The 25,348-nt window shown below is 41.8% G+C and carries 22 protein-coding genes and 1 tRNA gene; 13 read left to right on the top strand and 10 right to left on the bottom strand.

Annotated elements, in window-relative coordinates; all coding sequences use genetic code 11:
• The first annotated feature begins 414 nt into the window (after window positions 1–414).
• Window positions 415–1,350 (top strand): ABC transporter substrate-binding protein, encoded by a 936-nt coding sequence (locus tag H6H03_RS04050; RefSeq protein WP_190953868.1) that lies wholly within the window; start codon window positions 415–417, stop codon window positions 1,348–1,350.
• A gap of 84 nt (window positions 1,351–1,434) precedes the next feature.
• On the opposite strand, the gene H6H03_RS04045 is transcribed toward H6H03_RS04050, so the two are convergent.
• The 4 genes from H6H03_RS04045 to H6H03_RS04030 all read right to left on the bottom strand — a co-directional run bounded on the left by H6H03_RS04045 (window position 1,435) and on the right by H6H03_RS04030 (window position 5,424).
• A complete protein-coding gene (locus H6H03_RS04045; RefSeq protein WP_190953867.1) occupies window positions 1,435–2,403 on the bottom strand; it encodes an FTR1 family iron permease in 969 nt (322 codons plus the stop codon).
• Between the two features lie 85 nt (window positions 2,404–2,488).
• Window positions 2,489–2,923: a ferritin-like domain-containing protein gene (locus H6H03_RS04040; protein ID WP_096536223.1), complete on the bottom strand. Its 435-nt coding sequence runs from the start codon at window positions 2,921–2,923 to the stop codon at window positions 2,489–2,491.
• Window positions 2,924–3,166: 243 nt separating this feature from the next.
• Window positions 3,167–4,207 (bottom strand): helix-hairpin-helix domain-containing protein, encoded by a 1,041-nt coding sequence (locus H6H03_RS04035; protein ID WP_190953866.1) that lies wholly within the window; start codon window positions 4,205–4,207, stop codon window positions 3,167–3,169.
• Between the two features lie 191 nt (window positions 4,208–4,398).
• Window positions 4,399–5,424 (bottom strand): multicopper oxidase domain-containing protein, encoded by a 1,026-nt coding sequence (locus H6H03_RS04030; protein ID WP_190953865.1) that lies wholly within the window; start codon window positions 5,422–5,424, stop codon window positions 4,399–4,401.
• A gap of 805 nt (window positions 5,425–6,229) precedes the next feature.
• On the opposite strand from H6H03_RS04030, the gene H6H03_RS41130 reads away from it, so the two are divergent.
• The 5 genes from H6H03_RS41130 to H6H03_RS04005 all read left to right on the top strand — a co-directional run bounded on the left by H6H03_RS41130 (window position 6,230) and on the right by H6H03_RS04005 (window position 12,205).
• The gene (locus H6H03_RS41130; protein ID WP_313931783.1) at window positions 6,230–6,469 is read left to right on the top strand and encodes a CbtB domain-containing protein; all 240 of its coding nucleotides are present in this window, start codon (window positions 6,230–6,232) and stop codon (window positions 6,467–6,469) included.
• A 232-nt stretch (window positions 6,470–6,701) separates the two neighbouring features.
• Window positions 6,702–7,871: a hypothetical protein gene (locus tag H6H03_RS04020; protein WP_190953864.1), complete on the top strand. Its 1,170-nt coding sequence runs from the start codon at window positions 6,702–6,704 to the stop codon at window positions 7,869–7,871.
• Window positions 7,872–8,388: 517 nt separating this feature from the next.
• The gene (cofH, locus tag H6H03_RS04015) at window positions 8,389–9,540 is read left to right on the top strand and encodes a 7,8-didemethyl-8-hydroxy-5-deazariboflavin synthase subunit CofH (RefSeq protein ID WP_190953863.1); all 1,152 of its coding nucleotides are present in this window, start codon (window positions 8,389–8,391) and stop codon (window positions 9,538–9,540) included.
• A gap of 218 nt (window positions 9,541–9,758) precedes the next feature.
• Complete coding sequence (psb27, locus tag H6H03_RS04010) at window positions 9,759–10,157, top strand: photosystem II protein Psb27 (protein ID WP_190953862.1); 399 nt, start codon at window positions 9,759–9,761, stop codon at window positions 10,155–10,157.
• 548 nt (window positions 10,158–10,705) lie between these two features.
• A complete protein-coding gene (locus H6H03_RS04005; protein WP_190953861.1) occupies window positions 10,706–12,205 on the top strand; it encodes a family 10 glycosylhydrolase in 1,500 nt (499 codons plus the stop codon).
• 7 nt (window positions 12,206–12,212) lie between these two features.
• Here the strand turns inward: H6H03_RS04005 and H6H03_RS04000 are convergent, their stop codons facing one another.
• The 3 genes from H6H03_RS04000 to H6H03_RS03990 form a co-directional block, all read right to left on the bottom strand.
• Window positions 12,213–12,812, bottom strand: a complete 600-nt coding sequence (locus H6H03_RS04000) for a molybdenum cofactor guanylyltransferase (RefSeq protein WP_190953860.1) — start codon at window positions 12,810–12,812, stop codon at window positions 12,213–12,215.
• 168 nt (window positions 12,813–12,980) lie between these two features.
• The gene (locus H6H03_RS03995) at window positions 12,981–15,038 is read right to left on the bottom strand and encodes a thioredoxin domain-containing protein (protein WP_190953859.1); all 2,058 of its coding nucleotides are present in this window, start codon (window positions 15,036–15,038) and stop codon (window positions 12,981–12,983) included.
• Between the two features lie 270 nt (window positions 15,039–15,308).
• On the bottom strand, window positions 15,309–15,467 hold the full coding sequence (locus tag H6H03_RS03990) for a hypothetical protein (RefSeq protein WP_190953858.1): 159 nt from the start codon (window positions 15,465–15,467) through the stop codon (window positions 15,309–15,311).
• Between the two features lie 427 nt (window positions 15,468–15,894).
• On the opposite strand from H6H03_RS03990, the gene clpP reads away from it, so the two are divergent.
• Complete coding sequence (clpP, locus tag H6H03_RS03985; RefSeq protein WP_190953857.1) at window positions 15,895–16,500, top strand: ATP-dependent Clp endopeptidase proteolytic subunit ClpP; 606 nt, start codon at window positions 15,895–15,897, stop codon at window positions 16,498–16,500.
• Between the two features lie 170 nt (window positions 16,501–16,670).
• On the opposite strand, the gene H6H03_RS03980 is transcribed toward clpP, so the two are convergent.
• Together H6H03_RS03980 and H6H03_RS03975 are read right to left on the bottom strand one after the other, a co-directional pair.
• Entirely contained in the window at window positions 16,671–16,847 is a 177-nt protein-coding gene (locus H6H03_RS03980; RefSeq protein WP_190953856.1) for a hypothetical protein, read from the bottom strand.
• Window positions 16,848–16,888: 41 nt separating this feature from the next.
• Complete coding sequence (locus H6H03_RS03975) at window positions 16,889–17,773, bottom strand: hypothetical protein (RefSeq protein WP_190953855.1); 885 nt, start codon at window positions 17,771–17,773, stop codon at window positions 16,889–16,891.
• A gap of 1,179 nt (window positions 17,774–18,952) precedes the next feature.
• On the opposite strand from H6H03_RS03975, the gene H6H03_RS03970 reads away from it, so the two are divergent.
• From H6H03_RS03970 to H6H03_RS03955, 4 genes are all read left to right on the top strand, one after another.
• On the top strand, window positions 18,953–21,307 hold the full coding sequence (locus H6H03_RS03970; RefSeq protein ID WP_190953854.1) for a ribonuclease R family protein: 2,355 nt from the start codon (window positions 18,953–18,955) through the stop codon (window positions 21,305–21,307).
• 17 nt (window positions 21,308–21,324) lie between these two features.
• A complete protein-coding gene (locus H6H03_RS03965) occupies window positions 21,325–21,945 on the top strand; it encodes a flavin prenyltransferase UbiX (protein WP_190953853.1) in 621 nt (206 codons plus the stop codon).
• A gap of 222 nt (window positions 21,946–22,167) precedes the next feature.
• Window positions 22,168–22,240 (top strand) — tRNA-Val (locus H6H03_RS03960).
• A 103-nt stretch (window positions 22,241–22,343) separates the two neighbouring features.
• A complete protein-coding gene (locus H6H03_RS03955; protein ID WP_190953852.1) occupies window positions 22,344–22,496 on the top strand; it encodes a hypothetical protein in 153 nt (50 codons plus the stop codon).
• A 130-nt stretch (window positions 22,497–22,626) separates the two neighbouring features.
• Here H6H03_RS03955 and H6H03_RS03950 read toward each other — a convergent pair whose 3' ends face one another.
• A complete protein-coding gene (locus H6H03_RS03950) occupies window positions 22,627–23,109 on the bottom strand; it encodes a hypothetical protein (RefSeq protein ID WP_242057722.1) in 483 nt (160 codons plus the stop codon).
• A 93-nt stretch (window positions 23,110–23,202) separates the two neighbouring features.
• Here H6H03_RS03950 and leuC point away from each other — a divergent pair, with 93 nt between their 5' ends.
• Window positions 23,203–24,606, top strand: coding sequence for a 3-isopropylmalate dehydratase large subunit (gene leuC / locus H6H03_RS03945; RefSeq protein WP_190953851.1), 1,404 nt, complete (start codon window positions 23,203–23,205; stop codon window positions 24,604–24,606).
• Between the two features lie 127 nt (window positions 24,607–24,733).
• The gene (gene leuD, locus H6H03_RS03940) at window positions 24,734–25,342 is read left to right on the top strand and encodes a 3-isopropylmalate dehydratase small subunit (protein ID WP_190953850.1); all 609 of its coding nucleotides are present in this window, start codon (window positions 24,734–24,736) and stop codon (window positions 25,340–25,342) included.
• Window positions 25,343–25,348: the final 6 nt, after the last annotated feature.

Here is a 25,348-nt window from a genome sequence, read left to right as displayed (position 1 = left end):
ATTTATAATTCAAGAAAACTTTTTAAAAAACCTTGTATAGATCCTGGGGGGTAAAACGGTGGCAAAATTCTTTGGGAATTTTAAACTACCTTTTTACTCGCCTTTTTTTATATCCGTAGGGCTAGGGAAAAGTCCATGAAGCCAGTTTCTAGTTTTGAATATATAAGTACTGAGAAAACTAAGAATTTATAGACTAACATCTGTAAATTTAAATTTTTGTCATAGATGCTTTCTTAATTTTTTTAATTTTATGAGAAATCAAGTAATACTAAATCTGAAATCTGGAAAAATTAAATAGAAACTAGATTTGCTATTTTTAAATATAGCCCTGAGTTTGTTCTGCAATTCTTATAGCAATTCTGCATGGAGATGCGCGAAACTATATGAGGAACAAAACTCGTAAGGGATTTTATTATGTATCATCGTTGGCTTTTATCTGCTTTAGCATTTTTGTTGAGTATAACCTTAGTTGCTTGCAACAGTGCTAGTACTCAACAACTACCAGCAAAAGTAGCAAATACTACTGAAACAACTAACTCAAATTCGCAGCAATTACCAAAAAAATCAGCTAAAAGAGTTGTTGCCCTTTCTTCTCTGTCAGCTGATATTATCGCTGAACTTGACAAAACAAAAATTGTCGGAATTACCGGTAGTAAATTATTTAAAGATGACTCTCGTTTTAAAAATATTCCTCGTGTTAGCGAAGGTCAAAATCCTCCTAATTTAGAAAAAATTGTCGCACTTAAACCAGATTTAGTTATTGGTGCAGAAGGTTTTTCTACTATTCCTATTCAAAAAATTAACCAATTAAGGATTCCAACTTTGCTTACCCAGGTTAATAACTGGGAATCTCTCGAAAAGTTGACTAAAACACTAGCTGAATTAATTGATGCCGATCCTCAGCCTTTGTTAAATCGTTACAAAACTTTCTTGCCAAATGACCATAATCAGAGCCTTACGGCTTTGGTACTGGTTAGCCGTCAACCAATTTTAGCACCCAATAAAAATAGTTGGGCAGGAGATTTACTAACGCAATTTAAGGTGAATAATCTGGCAGCAGAATTACAAGGTAAAAGTCCAGTTGGTGGTTATGTGACGCTTTCGGCTGAGAAAGTTTTAGAGGCAAATCCAGATGCGATCATTTTGGTTAATCCTCCGCAAGGGAATTCGGAAGTAGGGCTTTTAGATTCTTTGAAAAAGGAAAGTTTTTGGAAGCAATTGCAAGCGACTCAAAACAACCGAATTTATGTGTTTGATTATTATGGTTTGGTGAATCCAGGGAGTATAGATGCTATAGAAAAGGCTTGTCAGCAACTGAAACAAGATTTGTTTGGAGCAGAGCGTACTTAAGGATAATAAATATAATTTAAGAATCGGCATGGTTTTGTCTCACGCAGGAAGCAAGAGAGGCGCAGAGAGGGTTCAGAGATTGTTTTAATCTTTTGCAGAATTGATTGGTTTTTGACGAGATGGAGTATTCTTTTTACCTTGAAAAAAGTCTCCTCCAAGACTGCGGAAATATAGCCCGCCTATGGTGAGCAAAAACCCGATATATGCCACGGATTGGACGAGATAAATTTTGTCGCTGTAGCCAAATAAAGATTTGAGGATAATGCCAGGAAATTGTTCTTCTGGCAAAATTGTGGAAGTATTTGAGACTATTGGGCCTAAAATACAGGAGTGGATTTTAGTAAAGCGTTCGTAATAGAAACAAAGGCTTTGTGTGGCACGACTGCTAAAGGCAAAGTTAGCCACCGCGTCGTCAAAATTTTTCAAGGCTGAAACTACTAAACCAGCGACAATCAATACTAATAAAACGCCCATTACCTGGAAAAACTGGCGGATATTAATTTTGATGCCCCATTTAAATAAAAGCACACCTATGGCGATCGCTACTGTCAAACCCGCAACTGCGCCGATGCTGGGTATTAGTCCTTGTTGAAAGTTAGCAGCAATAAACAGAACTGTTTCAAAGCCTTCGCGAACAACCGCAATAAAAACTAAACTAAAAACACCCCAAGCGGCATTTGAGTTTTTTGTCAGTGCTTGTGTAACTGCTCCCTCAACTTGCGCTTTCAAAAATTTGGCTTGTTGAGTCATCCAGATGAGCATCCAACTAAGCATTGCGATCGCTAATACACTAAATACACCTTCTAGTAGTGGCTCAACTACGGAAGTATATTGAGGATTAGCAGTTCCCACTACCTGAATTATCCAACTGAATAGCACACCTATCAAGGCACTAATGGCAATACCAACGCCGACACCAGCATATACCCAAGGTTTCAGATGGGATTTTTTAGCTTTTTTCAGTAAAGCTAGGACAATTCCCACAACAAGAGCAGCTTCTACTCCTTCTCGGAGTGTAATTACAAAAGTAGGTATAGCAGTACTAAAATTCATTTTTGTTATTAGTCATTAATCATTTGTGATTAGCCATTAGTCATTTGCAAATGTCCAATGCCAATGACTAATAACTATTAACTATCTAACTAAAATCACGTAACATCTTTTTCAGTTCGAGATTATGCATCTCTTCTTGCCCTATCATGCCACGAGCAAATTCTTCTAGATAAACGCTGGCATTGTTGACAGTTTCTAGGAGACTTTTATACAAATCTAATGCCTTTTTTTCATGGGATAAGCTTTCTGCCAAAATATCTTTGACTGTATGCTTGTAGGTTTCTTCCATTGGCGCAATTTTTAAGGAAGGATGCCCATCTAAACCTGTGAGAATTTCTCCTACTTGTTGGGCATGAAGTAAAGATTCGCTTGCTTGTGCTTTGAAGAAAGCTACTATGGGAATGCGGTTAGGGCCAGTCACCATTAAGGAATAGTGTGTATACCGTACTACTCCTGCTAATTCAAATTCCATGATGGCGTTGAGCAAATCAATGGTTTTTTTCTGGTCAAGTTCTTGCATCAGTTGTTAATTGAAGTGACGAATAGAGTGTAATTAGTTATGAATTAGGGGTTATGAGTTGGGAGTTAGGAGTTATGAGTGAGGAGTTAAAAAATTATTATAATTATTAAATTCTTAACTCCTGTACAGAGGCGATTAATCGCGTCTCTACCTCACTCCAGAACTCCTAACTCTTCACTGCTAACTCTTAACGTTCTCCTAATTTTAAACACCTTACCCTAAGCTTCCCATTAAATCAAAATGTTATTGCTGTGCTTGGGTACTGGATATATCAATCACTTTTTGAGAGTTTTCCTCAATGGTTTTCACCAATTTGGTAACATCCTCTGGAGTCTTTACCGGTTTAGCTGGTGGAATTGCGGCAGGCCAAACTTTTATGAGTTCAGCAAAACTAGTATTAATTGCTTTATCTGCTTCGGCATCTTGTTGAGCTACTTGGCTAGAAATTCCTTTGTATAATTCATTAGCGTAAACAACAAATCCACGAGAGTCTTGATATTCAATTGCTGCGGATATCTTACCATCTGCGATCGCTGCGCCATATTCTGAGTTCGCTGCATCCAGTAATTCGTTAACTACCTGTAATACAAATCCTGGTTTTGAACGTTCTGGTGCTGGTAAAGCTGCGATCGCTCCATCAACTGCTGCCACTGAAGAAGTAAAATTAGTTTTAACTTTACTATCCTTGGGACTAGATTTTACTAAATCTTGCAAACTCACCAAAGTTGTCTTAAATTCTTTAACTTTGCGCTCATTAAGTTGGTCTTCTACATCAACATAAATCTCCTCAACTGGATGCCCAATATGAGGTTCTGCCTGTTTCGGTTGATTTTGATCTAGGAGTTCTTTTGCTACTAAAAGATGTCCTTTCATTAAGCCTAATTTAGACATATAATCAACATCTTTGGCTTCACCTGTAAGTACTACATCTTGAACGCCAACCTGGTCTTTAATTTGGTCGAATTGCTCTTGAGTAATCACTTTTTTTGTGACTAAATCTTCTGGACTACCGTAAGGACGATTCGCCTGAATTTTGTTAGATAAAGCCGGTACACCTAGTTTGGCTTCAAATTTATCTAATTCTGACAATATAGCAGTATTAATATTGATTTTTTCTTTACCACCGTGACTGCTATGACTGCTATTATTTGCTGCTGCTTCTGTAGCTTGAGGAGTAGCAACTGGGGCTGAGAGATTTTCTGCGGTTGGCGTACTGCTACAGGAACTCAAGGTAATTATTGCCGCAGTCGCAACAGTTAAACAGATATAGCGAAATTTTATCATCTTTGCTCCTCACACAATTTAAAAGGTATTAATTCAAACACTGCAAAACTATTACTAAAAAGTTTTTGTATGACAATTTGTCATACAATTTACTTTCGCATATAATGATATTTTTTATCAACTAGTTGATTAAAATTTTCACCCATTTATTATGAATTAAGTAGATTGACCAATAATTACTGAGAATTTTGTTAGGAATTCTTAACACTTTTTTGAGATTTGCTGTCAGTAAGTACTTCAAATTGACCCATACAGCCGTTTTCAGCGATCGCATCTTGATGGGGATGAAACATATATTTACCTGGGTAGCGAAAAGCAAATTCTAAAATGTGCCTTTCTGCTATGCCCATCGTAATCACATCAGTTTTTTCACTCTTGTTCATACTCATGCCGTAGCGATAAACATCAAAAAAGTTAGCGTGGAGGTGAAAGGTGACCGCCGGATCGTATTCAATAATGTTGAGGATGTACAGCCGAATCAACTGATTTTGATAAATAGGAATGGGATGATGCATGTAGTAATGAGGCAGACCGTTAAAGGCGTAATAATCATTATGGCCATCATCATTCACGTCATATCCAGCCATCACTAGTACAATTTCATCAGCTGGCGGACGGGGAGTAGGAGGATCGATGATAAACATCCCGTACAGTCCCTTGGCAATGTGACGGGTAACTGGTTCAATATGACAGTGGTATAAATGAACGCCATAAGGTTCGGCATCAAATTCATAAATAGTAGCTTTGCCGTTGCTGACTGGACGAACACCATCCATTTCTGCTGGATGAACCCCATGAAAATGCAAAGAGTGAGAATGTCCAGCGTTATTGAGAAATAATATTCGCACGCGATCGCCTTGTTTGGCCCGTAGCGTTGGCCCTGGTATGCGGCCGTTTAAATCCCAGATGTTGTAAGAGACGGCACTATTTAGTTGAATAATGGAAGTACCCGCAGTTAACTGAAATTCTCGGATAGTACGCCCATTTTCTTGCTTGAGCGTCCCATAGTCAAAATCCCTTAGCATCTTCGTCGGGTTAGCAACGTTATCTGATGCTTCCATTTCAAATGGTGGTACCTTGACTATTGACTGACTTTGTAGATTTAGCGTCTGCCAAAGTGCAGCTGCACCAGTCACTCCCACACCTGCTAACCCCAGCTTTAGTAATTGACGGCGACTCCAAAGTTTTTCCTTACCCAGAGCGAAGTTATAGGGCATGACAGTTAACAGTTAGCACCAAAAAAGAATTGAAAATTATTTGCAATTGTCCTTGTGTATATTATATGAATTAAAAATAATTGTCAATAAATTTGAAAGGCTTCAAAACGGTTACCAAAGTTATTAAATTCACATCAACAAGAAGGCAACGGGGAACTCTGCCTTGAAAATAGGAAGTAGAGTTCGTTCTTGGTTGTGCGATTTTCCGATGATTAGCTGTTTTGGAAGACTCTAGGCAAGTTTTATTATATTTAACAGCATTTTTACTTAATTACAAGTATAAATAAGTTCAAAAATCAATATTTTTTTGTATTTATTCTTGATATAGTTAATACCTTAACAGTAATTAAATTTTCAACAATGTATACCATAGTACTTGGTAACTGAACCTCAGCAAAAAATTGTTGCTAAGGTGTAGCGTATTTAATTGGCCGAGAGATAAATCCAATCGGATTTTAAAGAACTTTCGATATAGTAGTCCTAAATGAGATACAAACTGTTGCCTGTTCCCCCAACCCTGTTCACTTTCTTAACGAGTATGTTTGTAAATCAAATAGGATTGCTATATTTGGTAACATCACATTTGTAATTTTTAATTAATCTCGCTGTGTCATCTTCGCGTTAATCAAAACCGTGTGTCATTGTTTTGTTATTTGTATGGACTTTGTGTGTAGATTTCTGCATACTATTAGCTAATATTGAAACGATAGTATAGTATTCACTAAGGACAAATTACCCAATAAATTTCATACCCACTTGTCAAATAGGAACTTTATCGTATATCTTTTTTCAATCAATCGGCATTATGCCCTTTGATCGATCGATTACCCAAATTAATTATCCGAGGTCAAAAATGAGTAGTTTTTCTCATCTTTCAGTATTGCAGAAGACCGCAACTATTACCTTGTCCAAGCCAGTACAGATAACGCTTTATATGTTGCTATCTTCTTTAATTATTTGGACTGCGTTATTCTCCACCTATCCTGCGGCGCACAACGCAGCACATTCAGCACGACATCACACTTTAGGCGTTGCATGTCACTAAACTACCTAATTCCAAAATTTTAATGGTGGATTAGACAATGTTTTGACACCTAATAAAGTTATCAAAACGGAATTCAGGAGTCAGTCGTCAAAATTCATTTTAAACTTTGGCGACTGGTGGCTCTATAAAATGAATTTTTGCACTCCAATCAAATAATAGATTTGTTGCTCGTTAATTAGTAGCTTTTTGCAATCGCCAAATACTTCTCAATCCTTCCTCAACGCCAGCTTTTATGAAAAAATATCGACTATTTGGAGTTATCAGTGCTGTTTGCATCACTTTGTCAATTCTTTATTCCTTAGCAGGTAACTCTCAAATTCTTACTTCTAGAGTGTTACTTTCTACGAACCCACCTTTAGGACGTATTCTTCCCTTTGAAGCAGGAACAGAAAGACATCAATCTCCTGTTGACCTGAGACTACAAGTTGTTGATGCGGCGGGTAAATCTTTAGAAAATGCCAAAATTAGCTTACAAATTTTGACGCCACCATCTAATCCTTGGTTAACAACAGATTTTCCGATTGTTGAAGGAACAAAACTGTTGCAAATGAATGCCATTGCACCTGATGGAAAGCTAGAAATTCAGCAGATGTTCCCCATTCGGGGAAATTATCAGTTGCTAGTTAAAGTTTCACCGTTGGTAGCAAATGCTTTTGCTCCCTATGAGCAAACTTTAAATATGAATGTCCGAGAGAATCCAGTTAAATATAAATATTTTATTGTTATCGCAGCTATTTTATTAGCAGTTGGATTGTTGGGTGGTTGGGTTATTGGCAGACAACAAGAACTACAACAAGGAGAAATTGCACCCCAATCAGTGCGTCTTTTATTAAGTAGCTTGACTGTGGTAGCTATCTTAGCTCTTTTATTTATTAATATTAGTGCAGAAGTCGCCGAAGCTCATGGCACTGGACAACACTCAAGTGATACTGAAGCCATCGCACCATCATCTCAAAAATCGCAAGGATTGGAAATTCAACTCCAGGGAGATAAAAACGCGACTGTCGGTAAACTTGCGAATTTAGGGTTACAGGTCAAGGATAGTGCCACAGGACAACCCATAAAAGATGTAATCTTGCAAGTAAGAGCGATCGCTCTAGAAGATAATTTAACAGTCTTTGCCTACAAAGGACTTACCGACCAAGAAGGTAAGTTAACATGGCAAGAACAATTTTTTGATGGTGCGCCACATAAAGTTGAGGTGGAAGCAACTCCCAACCCAGGATCTAGTCGTCAATTTACACCAGTAAAAGTAGCACAAGAAGTTGAAGTCGAAGCGATCGCACCACCAATTTATATCCGATTGATTGGTTTATTCTACTTTACTGTCATTGTCGGTATTGGTATGGGCATTGGATTGCTAATACAGCATCGACGAACACCACAACCAAGAACAAACTAGTCATATCAGCACTTGACTGATGATTTCCAAGATAAAAATCTGCATTAATACGTCAAAATAGTTGTGGTACAAAAGCCACACTATTTTTTTATCTAAACTAGAAATAATTCAATAGACCTGCCTTGAAAATAGGGACTGGGGACTGGGGACTGGTGACTAGGAAAGAAATATTTTCATTCCTTCGTTGTGAATTTTGTTCATGGAGTCTCTTGCAAAAGTCCTTCTTTGCGTTCTCTTCTCTGCGCCTGGAGCGCCTCTGCGTGAGATAAAAACTTATTTATTTATGCAACAAGTCTAATATATTAATGTCGCCAAGATTTCGACAGGTATCCAAAAAAATATCTTTATCAAGACTTTGAGCGTTATGGGATTATTTCTAACAAACTAAAAAAATAAACTTAAAAGAAAAACTTACCTTCAAGGATGGAATTATCCAGAGCTTGGTGTATTTTTTAAGTAAAATTGTATTATTTGCAAGCTCATAAATTGAAAATTTGCTCACAATATTAAGAAAGTAATGGTAACAAAAATTTCTGTTGAAAAAATTCTTGAGCGTGCCTTGATGGGGTATGATTTATCTCCCGAAGAAGGAGTGGTATTGTTACAACAAACCGAACCAGAGGCGATCGCTGCAATACGTATTACATCGGATACTTTACGCCACTCACAAGCAGGTGATACAGTTACCTACGTAATAAATCGTAATATCAATTTTACTAATATTTGCGAACAGCACTGTAGTTTTTGTGCCTTCCGTCGAGATGATGGCGATACAGGCGCATATTGGTTGGATGGGGCACAAATTTTGGAAAAGGCCGCAGATGCGGTGCAACGGGGTGCGACAGAAATCTGTATGCAGGGAGGATTAAATCCCCAAGCACAAATCAACGGCAAATCTTTGCCCTATTACCTCAAACTAGTAGAAAGCATCAAACAGGAATTTCCTCAGATACATCTACACGCTTTTTCTCCCCAGGAAGTGCAATTTATCGCCAGACTTGACGGACTTGAATACGCTGATGTGATTGGTGCTTTGCGAGATGCTGGTGTTGGTTCAATGCCAGGAACAGCAGCAGAAGTATTAGATGATACAGTTAGGCGGATACTGTGCCCAGAAAAGATTGATACAGCCACTTGGTTAGAAATTATCAGCACCGCTCACAAACTAGGCTTGCATACCACCAGTACCATGCTATCTGGGCATATTGAAAGCCACGAACAGCAAATTGGGCATTTAGAAAAACTGCGATCGCTGCAAAAAATAGCCATCGAAAGAGAATATCCAGCACGGATTACAGAGTTTATTTTATTACCCTTCGTTGGGCAAGAAGCACCCAAACCCTTACGTCGCCGCGTTGGACGCGACCAACCGATATTGCAAGATGCACTACTACTAGGCGCTGTAGCGCGGATTTACTTAGGAAATTGGATTCCCAACCATCAGCAAAGTTGGGTAAAACTCGGACTTGCTGGTGCAACAGAAGCCTTAGTTTGGGGTTGTAACGATATCGGCGGCACCTTAATGGAAGAACACATTACCACAATGGCAGGAGCCTTGGGCGGTACGTGCATGGAAGTGGAAGCATTACAAGCTGCGATCGCTTCTTTAGGACGACCTTACCAACAACGGGATACGCTTTATCAAACAGTCGTTGGTTGTGGGGCATAGGACATAGGGCATTAGGCATTGGGCATTGGGTAAGAGAAGGCAAAAGTTATTTAATGCAAGAATTTTGAATTTTTTTCATTGGGACTGCCTTGTGCCTTCTTCAACCCCTCATCTCTATGCCCCATGCCCTATGCCCCATTCCCCACTAAAATTGATCCCCAAGATACCAATCCAAGATACGATGGACGTTGATTTACGTATTCTTTTAGTTAATGCATATGAAGCGCTATTGGTCGCGTCTGCTTGCGCTGGTTTTGGTTGTATCTATCGGCTTGATGGGTTGTTCTGGCAGTCCAGATAGTTTGACTGGTGATTATCGCCAAGACACTTTGACTGTGGTCAACATCATGAGAGAGGCCATAAATTTATCACCAGATTCACCAAACAAAGGAGCAATTCAAGCAGAAGCGCGTCAAAAAATTAATGACTTTTCAGCTCGTTACCAACGAGCTAACTCTGTTTCTGGTCTTGGCTCCTTTACAACTATGCGAACAGCTCTCAACTCCCTAGCTGGACACTACAGTTCTTACCCTAATCGTCCCGTACCCGAAAAACTCAAAAATCGCTTAGAGAAGGAGTTACAGCAGGTAGAATCAGCACTCAAGCGTGGCGGTTAACTCTTAACTATTACCTATTCCATGATTAAGAGTCAGCAGTCTCAAGTTTTGATTCTTCAATCTTGAGTGGAGCTGGAGACACTCCGCCTCCACTCTTGGTAACCTTCTTAACTTGAATCTCAGTCTGAGTTCAAAATTTAAAATTTTATACTAAAGTAATTAGTACTCCCTTAGATCATATTTCAAAGCTTCTCTCCTACTTGGAGAAAGTTTGAAAGTATATATCTTGACGTTCAAAAAAATTATTAAGTGTAACTTCCAGTATTTTTAAGTTCAAAAATCACATTTCCTTTGGCAGATTTTCAATAATTAGGGCAAAGTAGAGTTGATCGAATACCAGGGTAAACTCGCTTTGTATTTATATGTTTTATATTCGAGTTTATGTATTTATATGTTTACAAAAAGAATACGGCAACAGAAATAGATGTTTGCCAGTCTTAAAAAAGTAGGTTTTAAAACCCTGATTACTCGACTATATAATTTGATACAAGTTGCTTATAACCATCTGAGTTGGAGTAATTGATTTTTGTGTCCATCTACTAGCAGGTATGTTTAATCGTCCTTTGAACGTTGCAAGAACGAGATTATTTTGGCGACGCCTATTCGCTGTTGTTTTCAGTAGTAGCTCATTACTTTCTAGTTTTGGGAGCCAACCAGCAAAGGCGCAAGTAACCCAGTATTGTCAGTTATCACCAGCGGCGGCGCGAGAAAAAGAAAACTTACGTTTGTCAGCCCTCAAAGGCAATCAAAATGCCCAGGCTCGATATCAAAAAATATTACAAGAACAGGCACAGGACTTACGCGAGTGCCGTAGTCGGACTTGGCCACAAATCCAAGCCCTTTGGTTGCGCTTGTATCCCTGCGATATTCAGCCAGGAACAATCGATTTGGTTATGGATCGGATTGTTAACGGTGGCTATAACCAAGTTTATTTAGAAGTATTTTACGACGGGCAAGTGTTATTGCCAGCAACTGGTAACCCGACGGTTTGGCCTTCTGTGATTCGTACTCCAGGAGTAGAAAACATCGATTTGTTGTCTGTAGCAATTAAAAAAGCTCGGCAACGGGGTTTGAAGGTTTATGCGTGGATGTTTACCACAAATTTCGGCTATACTTACGCCCAGCGAAAAGATAGAGAAGCTGCGATCGCTCGCAATGGCAAAGGTCAAACAAGCTTATATGTTGTAGACAATGGCTCTCAAGTATTTATCGACCCCTACAACCTCCAAGCAAAACGCGACTATTACCAATTAGTGCAGGAAATTTTACGCCGTCGTCCAGATGGCTTGTTATTGGACTACGTGCGCTATCCCCGACAAGCAGGAACTGATTCCATCGCCACCAAAGTCTCAGATTTATGGCTATTTAGTCCCGCAACTCAAGAAGCTTTATTTAAACGGGCACAGAATTACAAAGGACTGGACTTAATTCGCCGCTTTTTGAGCAAGGGATATGTCACTACTGGAGATGTAGTAGAAGTTGATAAACTTTATCCCCAAGAAGGCGAACCCCTTTGGCAAGGACGCATTCCCCCACCCGCCGAAAAATCAATTCAGCCAGCAACTGATAGACAACCACTTTTACAATGGGAATTGTGGCAACTCGCCGTTGCCCACGCCATGCAAGGAATTCTAGATTTTGTCACCATCGCTAGTTATCCAGCAAAACAGCAAGGTATTCCCACAGGAGTGGTGTTTTTCCCTGATGGGAACCAAACTGTAGGACAAGGCTATGATTCCCGTTTGCAACCTTGGGATAGATTCCCCACCACATTGCAATGGCATCCCATGTCTTACGCAACTTGCGGCAATGCCAGTTGTATTGTCTCCCAAGTGCAGCGGGTTTTGAGTATGGCAAAACCGGGTACGCAGATAATCCCTGCTTTAGCCGGTCAGTGGGGAAAGCCTGTTAGTAATCGTCCACCGCTAGAAGTGCAAATGCAAGCACTTCGTCAATTTGCTCCCCAACTCAAGGGAGTTAGCCATTTTGCCTATTCTTGGCAATATCCTCAGAATGATAGCGATCGCAAATTTTGCCGCAATCGCTAACTAGAATTCAACTTAAGTCCAAGTCCTCTGGTGTATTACAGTTAAACAGCATTTCGAGTTCTGGTAGCGGCAAAACTTCCACAGGATATTGCCGCAACCACTCCTGAAACGATCGCCCCCCTTGGTTGATAAAATCTAGGAGTTGTGGCAAACACCGACGGCGATAAAAACCACATAGAGGTTCCCAGCCTTTAGGATGATGAGCTAAAGCTGCGATCGCATTATCGCCGACCCTATCAAGTCTAGTTGCCCATTCTTGCAAAACTTCAACCTCTAATTTCGGCAAATCGCAAGCTAGCAACAACACCCATTCTGTCTGTACTTGGGCCAGTCCTTGGGCAAATCCAACTAAAGGCCCGTGTGTCTGGAGAGAGGCAGAAGGCAAAGGTACTTCTCTGATAAACTGGCAACCAGACAAAAGTAAATCTTGATAACGTTCCGGCCAGGGAGTTACTACATAAACATGATTGGCACAGCCTTTGGCAACGCCACAAACTCGCTCTAACAATGGCATCCCTTGAATTGAAATCAAGGCTTTATCCTGACCCATACGAGAACTCTTGCCGCCTGCTAAAACTATGGCTGTTAATTCGTTGCAGGTCGTCATTCTGACTTCACCTAATTCATCCTAGTACAGCTTTACATAAGTTCGTAGCGAATTCTCTGCGTACCTTTGCGTACCTTTGCGTTTAAATTTCAACCCTCAATTCGCCACGATTTTAGGCAAAGCTGTACGGTCGGTTTATTCATAGTTACACGTCCGATGCTACCAAAATTATCCCCTATTTTGGCTTTGCTGGACTTGCTGCAATAACCGTTCTACACTTTCTGCTGGTGCAAGGCATTTCAAACCTTGGCAAACTAAACCAACACTTCCCTCTGGTAAATCAGATACCACAGTAAAAACAGCACTCGGCAGAAAGTTGGGGATCAAAGAGTTTATTTGCTCTGTTGTGCTGCGAATCAAAGTTGAATTCCGATACCAATCCAAGGCTGTAAACAAGCTCGGACAAGCTTGGGGAGCGCGATGCATTACACTCCTAAAAGCTTTTAAACCTTGTTCTGCTAAATCTAAATAATGTAGATTATCGGTGAGTAGAGCTAAACGCACAAGGTTAGCGATCGCCACTCCATTGGCTGATGCTGTGGCGTTATCAGCATAACTCCGTTCGCGCACAATTAAATCTTGACTAGCATCGCTTGATGCGTTATAATAACCACCTAATTCTACGCTCCAGAGAAATTCGTTAAATTCGTCTTGGATAGCGATCGCTCTTTCTAACCATTGCTTCTCTTCAGGATTGGCAGCTTGTAAATCCAAAAGAGCTTTAATAAAAAAGGCGTAGTCTTCAGACTGAGCTAAAACGGTTGCTTCTCCTTGATAGTTCAGTCGGTGAAAACGCCCATCAACAAACTGACGATCTAAAATGAAATTCGCTGCTCGTGCTGCTAACTTCAGGTATGACCCTTGTCGAAATACTCCCGCAGCTCTAGCCAGCCCAGAAATCATCAAGCTATTCCAGGCGACAATCATTTTCGTATCTGTCACTGAGGGAATACGACCTGGCCAGTTAGTAGTTTTTGCTTCTTGGTTGTTACGAGCAGGGGGAAAAGTTTCAAGTGACTCAGGGTTAGCACCATAGCGAACCGTAAATAATTTGCTCAGTGCTGTTTCCAGCGTTGCACTCAGTTGCCCGGTATGGCGTCTTTGCAAAACATTCTTGCCTTCAAAGTTGCCGTTAGGGGTTACCGTAAACTGTTGTTGTAATTCCGTAAGTTCTTCAGAGGTTAACAGTTGTTGTAATTCGTTGTAACTCCAAACGTAAAAGGCTCCTTCCTCCGGCTCCACTGCTGTGGGTTCAGTGAAACTGTCGGCATCTTGAGCCGCATAGAAATAACCTTCAGGGGCGGTCATTTCACGTTTGAGCCATTCTATGGTATCGGCGATCGCTCTTTCAAAAGCTGGCTCTTGTATTCCTCCACTCCACAAACCAGCTAGATACTCGACAATTTGTCCATTGTCATAGAGCATCTTTTCAAAGTGGGGTACTGTCCAAGTCGGGTCAACAGTATAGCGATGAAACCCGCCAGCTACATGGTCATAAATTCCCCCCAGTGCTAGGTCTAGTCCCCGCTGGGTACAAACTTCCTTGCTATCATACCGAGATTCAAAATTAAATCGAGTTCCCCGCAGTGCTAATTCTGCATAGGGAATCATCGGAAAGCTATTGCCAGTTTGATTTGGAGTAATTATACCTGTGCTGGTTTCCCAACCTTGTCGGAGTAATTCATGGTCTTCAAGCTCGTTTGTTGTAGCGTCTTGCAATACCGCAGACGTAAGCAGCGACTCAATAATAATCGCTTTGCGTTGCTGTAAGTCTTGTTTTTCTGTATCGTAATAACGGCGTAGTGCTTGTAAAACTTGTAAAAATCCAGGACGACCATAGCGTTGGTCTACAGGAAAATAAGTACCAGCATAAAACGGCACTAAATCCTCAGGGGAAAGAAAGACATTTAAAGGCCAACCCCCTTGACCGCTCATCATCTGTAAAGCCTGCATGTAGATGCTATCGAGGTCTGGTCTTTCTTCTCGGTCTACCTTGATGGGAAGAAAGTTAGCATTCATGTAATTGGCGATCGCTAAATCGGAAAAAGCCTCACCTTCCATAACAGTACACCAGTGGCAACTAGAGTAACCAATGGAGAGAAAAATCGGTTTATCTTGCGCTTTTGCAGTTGCAAGTGCTTCGTCACACCAAGGCCACCAGTCAATCGGGTTTTCGGCGTGTTTCCGGAGGTACAGGCTCTTAGCTTCAGCAAGACGATTAGTCATAATCAAATGCAAATAGTTGCCTTCTTTGCTCAGTCTACCTTTTTGCCAGGAATGTTCGTCTAGATTGCTATGTACACAACAAAAAATCCTACAAAAAGATAATGCCTCAGGTAGGAAAAAATACAGTTCAGTTAAGATTAAAAACTAAAACCGATCCAGCTTGACCTAACAAACATAGGCAACCTGAGGAGAACCCAAGCGTATTGGAGTAAAAAGCACTAGTATTAAGTTTTGAATATCACCTAAAGATGTGCAATTTGTAAATTATTTTTACTCAAAAGTACGCAATAGCAAACTGACGATAATATTTGTTGGCGTTTCGGGCACAGGTGATGCTGTTTTTGTCTGAGCTATAGTATTCGGGCTAAGTCCTGCTATCAGGTGGAGCAAGAAGGTGATGATGGCGGCTTGTACAAATTTTTCCCGCATGGCACGTCTCTCTCTAAGTGGATAGCATTTCAATTAGGACTGGTTATTCTAAATACACCTCGTACTATCGATTTACCGAATCTAACAAAAATAATTTGACAAATGTCGAGGTAAATTCTGAAAAAATGTTTAAAATGTTACCTTCATTTAATAGAATTTCCCAACAAGTCAAATCACTAAATGACCAAAGTCATACAAAAAACGTTGAGATATGACCTTGGCAACACTCGGAGTTTTTTGATTGTTCTTCCCTAAACAGGGACATTTTGAAAGACAGCCTTTAGGTCTAAAAAGTGCCCTGAGTGCAACTAACGATTAAAAGGGTTAGAATTCTATTTCCTAATCTCCCAGAGAACAGGAGCGATCGACTCCAGTTTCCTGTTCTCATCGATAAAATGTATTTAATATAGCCACAAACACCTTTCCAATGATTCCTATCGTTATTGAACAATCGGGTCGAGGTGAACGCGCCTTTGACATCTACTCACGGCTGTTGCGTGAGCGCATCATATTTATGGGACAACAAGTTGACAACAATCTCGCCAACTTGATTGTCGCCCAACTGCTGTATTTGGATGCTGAAGACCCGGAGAAAGACATTTATATGTATATCAATTCTCCCGGTGGTTCGGTGACGGCTGGTATGGGGATTTTTGATACTATGAAACAAATTCGCCCTGATGTCTGTACCATTTGTACCGGATTAGCGGCCAGTATGGGCGCTTTCCTCCTCAGCGCTGGTGCCAAGGGTAAGCGGATGAGTCTACCTCATTCTCGAATTATGATTCATCAACCTCTAGGCGGCGCTCAAGGACAGGCGACTGAGATTGAAATTCAGGCGCGGGAAATTCTCTACCACAAACGGCGGCTAAATGAGTATTTAGCTGAACACACAGGTCAACCAATTGAGCGTATTGCTGAAGATACCGAACGCGACTTTTTTATGTCGCCAGAAGAAGCTAAAGATTATGGCTTGATTGACCAAGTAATTGACCGCCACGCTGCTGGTAGCCGTCCGGTAGCCCTAGTTTAAAGTGCTGAGTGCTGAGCAGAATTTCAACTCAGCACTCATAACTATACTAAAATCCGGCTAATAGACATCTGATGAAAATCAATGTAGAGACGTAGCAATGCTACGTCTCTACAAGGGTGTAGCAATGCTACGTCTCTACAAGGGTTTTGCGTAACGCAGAATTAATTTCACTAGATGTCTAATGGGTCTTCTGGCTGAGATTGGAGGTATTCGAGGAAGTTTAGTAATTCTACTTCAGTCAATAAACTAGGCGATCGCTTCCCATAAGTTTCTAACCGCTGCATTTCAACATCTATTTTTTGAGCTATTACTTTAGAGAAATTAAAAGAGCCTGCGTCTTTTGCCATTAGTCCTTACAAATCACAAATGACAAAAGACAAATGACTCACTAAAATCCTGCTATCGGGTCTGGCTGAGATTGGAGATATCTAAGAAATCCGTGTAATTCTTCTTCACTCAGCAAAGTACGCCCCCGCTTGCCGTAAGTTTTAATCAGATATTCCCGTCCTTGTTCTGGTGTCCAGCCTAAGCGCTGAAGTTCGACATCTGTTTTGGCAATTACATCAGATAAATCTACGGGTTCAGCTTTTTTCTTTCTCTTGCTTGTACTTATTTGCGGAACTGCATCCTCTTGAGCACTATAATTCCGGGGTGTAAATGGTGTGACATTACTGGCAGAAATCCCTGGAAAGGTTGGATTTTCTATCTGTTTACCAGATTCCATTTGCAAATTTTCGGCTGGCGGATCGAATTCTAGTTGTCCGTTAGCAGTCAAAGCAAACTCTCGACCTAAATCTTGGCTGTAGGTATCGTTTGTGCTTGGCGTGTCAGGTGTCAGTTCTATTCTGCTGCTAGCCGTTGGCAGATCTAAATTTTCGTTTGTTACTGGTTCTAGTTTGATATTCTTTTGTTTGGAGGATGGTGTGGATATTTCTTTTTCGCTAACAGCTGACCACTGAGGAGCAACAAAATCTTCATTTTTTGCAGAAGAATGAGTAGACTCACTCAATCCTCCTTTAGCGTTCAACGAAGAATTTGGTTGTGTTTGAGAAATTGATTCCTGTGGTGCATTACTGATTCCCAAAACCGTCAACGCCCTGGTTCTGGCTTGGTCTTCTGCTGCTTCTATTGTTTCTGCTGCTGCCATACCCGTAGCACGGGTTACACCTTCAATTTGTACGCTTGCCCGAACAATATATTTTCCTTGAAAAATTTGGACTAATTCAGAAATCAGGCTGCCGTTGGGATACAAGCTCTGGAATTGAGCCAACATAGTACTGTTACCAATCTAAAGGGAATGGGGAATGGGGAGATGGGGAGATGGGGGGGATGAGGGAGTAGGGGAAGAATAACTTTTACTCTTAACTTTTAACTCCTAACTTAGAACTCAGAACTCCCCATGCCCAATGCTCTAAAGTAATATTCTTGCTTTGCCCCGTGTCCCAATTGTAGCAGTAGCTCTTTTTTGAGGAAATTTTTGGCTAGTGTCAACTTACCTGGGTAGTTTTATCTGTAATGCTATACTATTTACCCAACTTAATGTCTATAACTATTTTCTGGAAGTGCGCTCTAAATCTACAATAATGTAGATAAGGTTCGCCCTCACTGCTTATTAAGCTGCTCGCCTAATTGTTACCGATTCTACGTGTGGAAAAATTGGGTTTACCAGCAGTTCCTCCTAGTTAAAAATCAGAGTCTAATGGCGTAAAATTACCTTCAATCTAGACAATCAAACACCTGTAGTTTCCACGCCGCTTGACGGCAGTTGCTCATGGGGGAAAGAAACCACGCCACTTGCTCATGGGGGAAACCCCCAAGACCGCACTGGCTCCTCCACTTGGGGAGCCACCCCGTTGGACGGGTTCCCCGGCTTGAAGGGAGTGGCGTCAGACCCCAAGACCGCAGTGGCTCCCCTGCATAGCGCTTTGGGCAGTATGGATTCTCCAAACCCAGCTTCTCAAAAACCGTCGCGTAATTACCTAGCGGGGCTAAATCTCTATCAGGCGTACTTTCTAAGTTTAGTTAGATGAAGGAATTTAAACCAAGCAAACTCTGAGAGCATCGTGCAGTGAGAAGTCCAATAAGACGCTCAGAGTTGTTCGTTGGTCGGCTTCTTCGGCTCAACACAACTTCAAGAGCAGTTTCCCGCAAGGTAGGTTGGCTTCCTTTCCTTGGAAATTAGGAAGCCTTGCCTCAGGGCAATTCGTTTCCAGCTTGTTTCTGTAAGCCTTCAAAACCCTTTAAGCTCTTAATCAAGGTAAAGGTGAAAGGGAAAACAGAAGAAGGGAAAGGTTTAAAGGAAAAGGGGAAAGGTCTTAAGACTGGTCTTTTTCCCCTTTCTCCTTTACCCTTTGTCAATCGGCAGAGGTCACTTTTCGCCTTCTTTGGTGAGGGCATACAGGAAAGAACCAGATTAAAAAAATGATGTTTTGACCAAAGGTCGGTTCACTGCATGGAATTTTCAATCGCTACACTCCTTGCCAATTTCACCGATGATAAATTGGTGGCTCGTAAAGTTTTGGAAAAGAAACTTGGTTGTGAAGATGAAAAAAGTTTACAAAAGCTTCACATAGCCTTAGATGTTCTGGAAAAAATCGGTATTTTGGTGAAAGAACGCGGCAAGTATCGCCGTGTTATGGAAGAGGGAATCATCGAAGCAAAACTCCGTTGTTCTAGTAAAGGTTTTTGCTTTGCGATTCAAGATGTGGAAGGTGCTGAGGATATTTACATTCGTGAAAGTCATCTGAGTAATGCTTGGAATGGCGATCGCGTTTTGGTAAGAGTTCTCAAAGAAGGCAGTCGGCGTCGCTCTCCAGAAGGAGAGGTGAAGCTCATCTTAGAACGTTCCAACCACACATTATTGGCACGAATTAAGCAAGTAGAAAGCGGTTTTCGGGCTGTACCTCTAGACGACCGATTGCTGTTTGAACTCAAGATTCAGCCTAATGGTGCAAAATTAGAAGACGCCATCGATCACCTCGCCCATGTGGAAGTCTTGCGTTATCCGTTAGCTCAATACCCCCCCTTGGGTAGGGTAGTGCAAATCCTCGGCAGTGATGCCGAAGCGGCTGCTGATATAGATTTGGTAACATGTAAGCACGATCTATCTCGTGGTTTCCCGGATAACGTCTTGGAAGCCGCTGGCAAGTTGCCCAAAAAACTCTTAAAAGCAGACCTGAAAAATCGTTTAGATTTACGTAATGTGTTTACTATCACCATTGAAGGTGTAAATGGAGACACAAAAGTAATCGAAAACGCTTTTAGTTTAGAAAGAAACCCCAGCGGAAATTGGCTTTTAGGAGTTCATATCACTGATATTTCTCACTATGTGCAACCTGATGAAGCTCTAGATAGAGAAGCACTCAAACGAGGCAAATCAGTGTATTTGGGAGAATTAATACTGCCAATGTTGCCCCCAATTGTGGCAGAACGCTGTTCTTTAGTACCGGGAAGCGATCGCTTAACCATCTCTTTCTTAATTACCATCGATCCCAAATCAGGACAAATAGTAGAGTGGGAAATTCAACCCAGCGTCATCAAAGTCGAGACTGCACTAACCACAGAACAAGCCGAAGAAATTCTTGCAGGTGAATTTCACAATCAATCCCCAGAGGTATTGGAAATCTTGCAAAATCTCCAAGCTTTGCAAAGAGATTTAAGACAAGTAAGGTTAAATCGTGGTAGCCTCCAGTTGAATCTCCCACCCAGCCAAAACCCGTATTATGATGAGGGAATTCTGGGAGCTGTAGTGGTAAATGATTTACCAGTGCGATCGCTACTGACTGAGTTGGTGCTGCTAGTTAATCAACTGATGGCGACTCACTTAAACGCCCTTGGTGTTCCTGCTATCTGGCGAGTCCAAGGCACACCCGATATCGAAGATGTCCAAGAAATGCTGAAATTGGCAATCAATTTAGGCGTTGACCTCACCCTAGACCCAGAAGCAGATATTCAACCTTTAGATTATCAACATTTGACTAGAGCTTTTGCTGAATCTGCTTCCGAGCAAGTTCTTACCTATTTGTTGCAAGATACTCTCAAACCCTCTGCATACAGCACCACCAAAGGGCCTCACTTTGGTCTGGCATTAGGGCAATATGTCCACTTTAGCGCCCCCTTGCGGCGTTACCCAGACTTGTTGATGCAGAGAGTGTATTATACACTACTGGAACATGGACGCGATCGCCGTAACACCCGTGTGAGAGAGAAAGTTAACTTGCGCCACTCCTCTAGCCACGAGGAAATTAACTGGAACGTTTTACCCCCAGAACTGCAACAAGAACTGCAAAGCGATTTGACTAGGGTAATTGTCCAAATCAATGACCGAGAAAAAGAAGTCCAAGAAGCCGAAGCTGATTTAGCAGGACTGCAAAAAGCCCAACTGATGAAACAGCGGATTGGTGAGGTATTTCAAGGCGTGATTACCGGTGTTCAATCCTACGGTTTCTTTGTGGAAATTGAAGTACCAGCAGAGGCGGTTGAATCCAGCAATAATCCTGGCGTACCCCTGAGAGTGGAAGGATTGGTACATGTCAGTTCTCTCAAAGATGATTGGTATGAATATCGCGCTAGACAGCAAGCACTCTTTGGTCGCAAAAATCGGGCTTCCTATCGACTAGGCGATCGCGTCGCCGTACAAGTTAAGAGTGTCGATTATTACCGTCAGCAAATTGATTTAGTAACTGTTGGTAGCGATGGTGTACCCAAAGGTTTAGCTGGTAGTGGCTCTAATGAAGATATTTCAGACCTCTACTTAGCAAATGACATTGAAGCTGATGACCTCGACCCTTATGGTGACGAAGAGTAAATACATTTAGGATTTATGTGTCGAATAAAACTAAGCCATTGATTTTAGGCGTATCGGGCGCATCTGGTCTGATTTACGCCGTTCGCGCTATCAAATTTCTGTTGGAAGCAGAATATAGCATTGAACTGGTTGCCTCTAGATCAACTTACATGGTTTGGCAGTCAGAACAGGAAATTCGGATGCCACCAGAACCAACAGGGCAAGAACAATTCTGGCGAGAGCAAGCAGGAGTCCCACTTTCTGGTAAGCTACGCTGTCATCCTTGGGGTGATGTTGGTGCTGGAATTGCCAGTGGTTCCTTTGCCACCCTGGGGATGATAATTATTCCATGCAGCATGAGTACAGTGGCAAAGCTAGCAGTTGGCTTGAGTTCCGATTTACTAGAACGCGCAGCTGATGTTCAACTCAAAGAAGGTCGAAAACTGGTGATTGTACCGCGTGAAACCCCTTTTAGCTTGATTCATCTGCGTAACTTAACTTCCTTAGCAGAAACTGGAGTGAGAATTGTCCCTGCTATTCCTGCTTGGTATCACAATCCTCAAACCATCGAGGATTTAGTTGATTTTGTAGTTGCCCGTGCTTTAGATCAATTAGATATTGACTGTATCCCTATTCAGCGTTGGCAAGGAAGGAATTGAAGTAATCCTACCGCTAAAAAGGTATGGGATTTTATGTTGACTGTTGACTGTTGACGCTTAACAGTCAACAGTCTTTTTTTGACATCCTCCCATCCCTTGAAAAAGTGGGTTTCCCGTTTCTGCGATTCTCTGATGCTTGCGGTAAGCGTTAAAAAAATATTTTTCTAAAAACACTAGCGCAATGGAAAATCTTTTGCTATATTATATAATCGTGAGACAAAAGGGCGGTTAGCTCAGTTGGTAGAGCGCCTGCCTTACAAGCAGGATGTCATCAGTTCGAGTCTGGTACTGCCCATAGAACAAAAGCCGATAGAACAAAAGCCGCCTTACAGGGCGGCTTTTTGATTGGAAGCATAGTGTAGTGGTAAAACTCTTGCCTAGATTTAAAGCGATCGCATTTGGATCGGAGTTTGCGATCGCCCACACTTCCAAAAAAAGAATTTTTTATAACCCAAAATCAACCAGACAGATTAGACCGGATACAAGCTGTTTTAGCTGTTGTAGCGACCCAGCAGCAAGCGAATACTACGGCGATCGCTCAATTAACTTAATATGTGAATTACTTACGAAAAATCACACTGCATAACATCGAATTAACTCAACAAAATAGAGAACAAGCTGAACGCGATCGCCAAACATTCCAAGAGGAGATTCGACGGATTTGAGAATATCTATAAATAACTAAGGGCATGGGGCATGGGGCATGGGAAGATGAGGGAGTGTGAAAACTAGAAGTTTAAAGCTCAGATACTCAGCGACGAACCTTAGATATTCAACGGCGAGCCTCAGATATTCAGCGACGAACCTCAGATATTCAACGGCGAACCTCAAATATTCAACGGCGAACCTTAGATATTCAGCGACGAACCTCAGATATTCAGCGACAAGCCTCAAATATTCAACGACGAACCTCAAATATTCAGCGACGAACCTCAGATATTCAACGACGAACCTCAAATATTCAGCAACGAACCTCAGATATTCAGCGACGAACCTCAGATATTCAACGACGAACCTCAAATATTCAACGACGAACCTCAGATATTCGACGACGAACCTCAAATATTCAACGACGAACCTCTGAGGTTCAAAAGTTTCACTCTCATCTTCCCATCTCCCCAGTCCCCAGTCACCAATCCCCAATCCCCAATCCCCAATCCCCAATCCCCAATCCCGTCAATCAATAAATCGTATAGAAAAAGTCAGACTTTTTTTTGATACCATGAAAACTCTGACTCATTAAACACCGATTGACGTATGAGCAAAGGTACTTTATTCGATAAAGTTTGGGACTTACACACCGTTGGTACACTTCCCTCAGGGCTGACGCAACTATTTATCGGGCTTCATCTAGTTCACGAAGTCACTAGTCCCCAAGCCTTTGCTATGTTACGTGAGAGAAATTTAAAAGTACTGTTCCCTGAGCGTACTGTCGCCACGGTAGACCATATTGTACCCACAGAAAATCAGGCACGTCCTTTCGTCGATCCCTTGGCGGAGGAAATGATTCAGGCGCTGGAACAGAATTGTCAAGAAAATAATATAACTTTTTACAATATTGGTTCTGGTAGTCAGGGGATAGTTCATGTCATCGCACCCGAACAAGGGCTGACTCAGCCGGGAATGACCATCGCTTGTGGAGATAGCCACACTTCAAGTCATGGTGCATTTGGGGCGATCGCATTTGGTATTGGTACTAGCCAAGTCCGGGATGTTCTGGCTTCCCAAACCCTCGCACTATCCAAACTGAAAGTCCGCAAAATCGAAGTTAACGGCACTCTTAACCCCGGTGTTTATGCCAAAGATGTGATTTTACATATCATCCGCACCCTTGGCGTTAAAGGTGGCGTGGGTTATGCCTACGAATTTGCAGGCACCACCTTTGAACAAATGAACATGGAAGAGAGGATGACAGTCTGCAATATGGCGATCGAAGGCGGTGCCAGATGCGGCTACGTCAACCCCGATCGAGTCACCTACGATTACCTCAATGGTAGAGATTTTGCCCCCAAAGGTGCAGATTGGGACAAAGCAGTAACTTGGTGGGAATCCATTAAAAGTGATGCTGATGCAGAATATGACGATGTGGTGGTCTTCGACGCTGCCGAAATTCCTCCCACCGTTACCTGGGGAATTACTCCCGGTCAAGGCATCGGTGTAAACCAGTTTGTTCCTCAGCCGGAAGAACTGCCAGAAGAAGACCGCTTTGTTGCCGAAGAAGCTTACCGCTACATGGATTTATACCCAGGTCAACCCATCAAAGGCACCAAAATCGATGTCTGCTTCATTGGCAGTTGCACTAATGGCAGAATTAGCGATTTGCGGGAAGCTGCCAAAATCGCCAGAGGTCGCCATGTTGCCGAGGGAGTTAAAGCTTTTGTCGTCCCTGGTTCCGAACGGGTGAAGCAAGAAGCTGAAGCTGAAGGACTAGACAAAATTTTCACCGAAGCTGGATTTGAATGGCGCGAACCTGGATGTTCCATGTGTTTGGCGATGAACCCCGACAAATTACAAGGAAGACAAATTAGTGCCTCCTCTTCTAACCGCAACTTTAAAGGAAGGCAAGGTTCCTCCTCTGGCCGCACATTATTAATGAGTCCAGCGATGGTGGCTACTGCTGCCATTAAAGGCGAAGTCTCTGACGTGCGTGAGTTGTTGTAATTTTAAAAGGGGCATTGGGAAAGGGGTAAGGGGAAAAGGGGAAACATAAAATTTATTCCTTTTCCCTTTTCCCTTTAACCTTTTCCCCTGCCTCCCCTGCCCCAGTCCCCAATCCCCAATCCCTAATATGGTGAGTGAAGTTAAAACAGTTTCAGGGCGCGGTATACCTTTAGTGGGTAATGATATAGATACCGATCGCATTATTCCTGCCCGCTATTTGAAAGCCGTTACCTTTGATGGATTAGGCGAAGGCGCGTTTATTGATGACCGCAAAGCGTTAAATGGCGAACATCCCTTTGACCAACCTCAATACCGAGGGGCGAAGATTTTAATAGTTAATAGAAATTTTGGCTGTGGTTCATCACGGGAACACGCACCCCAAGCGATCGCTAAATGGGGAATTCAAGCATTAATCGGTGAAAGTTTTGCCGAAATCTTTTTCGGTAACTGTGTGGCAATGGGCATACCTTGTGTGACAGCCGATGCTGCTAATGTCAAACAATTACAAGAATTAGTAGCCGCCAATCCCGAAGTAAATGTAACAGTGAATTTGGAAACTTTGGAAGTACAAATTGGCGATCGCACTGTCCCAGTTTTCATTGGTGAAGGTACAAGAAGCACCTTCATTTCTGGTACTTGGGATGCTTGCGGTCAGTTAGTAGCTAACGCAGAACAAGTTCGGGCAACAGCCGCAAAATTGCCCTACGTCGGTTGGGGAAATTTAGTCACGAGTTAGCATTAA

The sequence above is a fragment of the Nostoc paludosum FACHB-159 genome (assembly GCF_014698835.1).
Taxonomy (GTDB): Bacteria; Cyanobacteriota; Cyanobacteriia; order Cyanobacteriales; family Nostocaceae; genus Nostoc; species Nostoc paludosum.
Note: the sequence above shows the minus strand (reverse complement) of the source record. Positions and strands in the feature narration are given on the sequence as shown.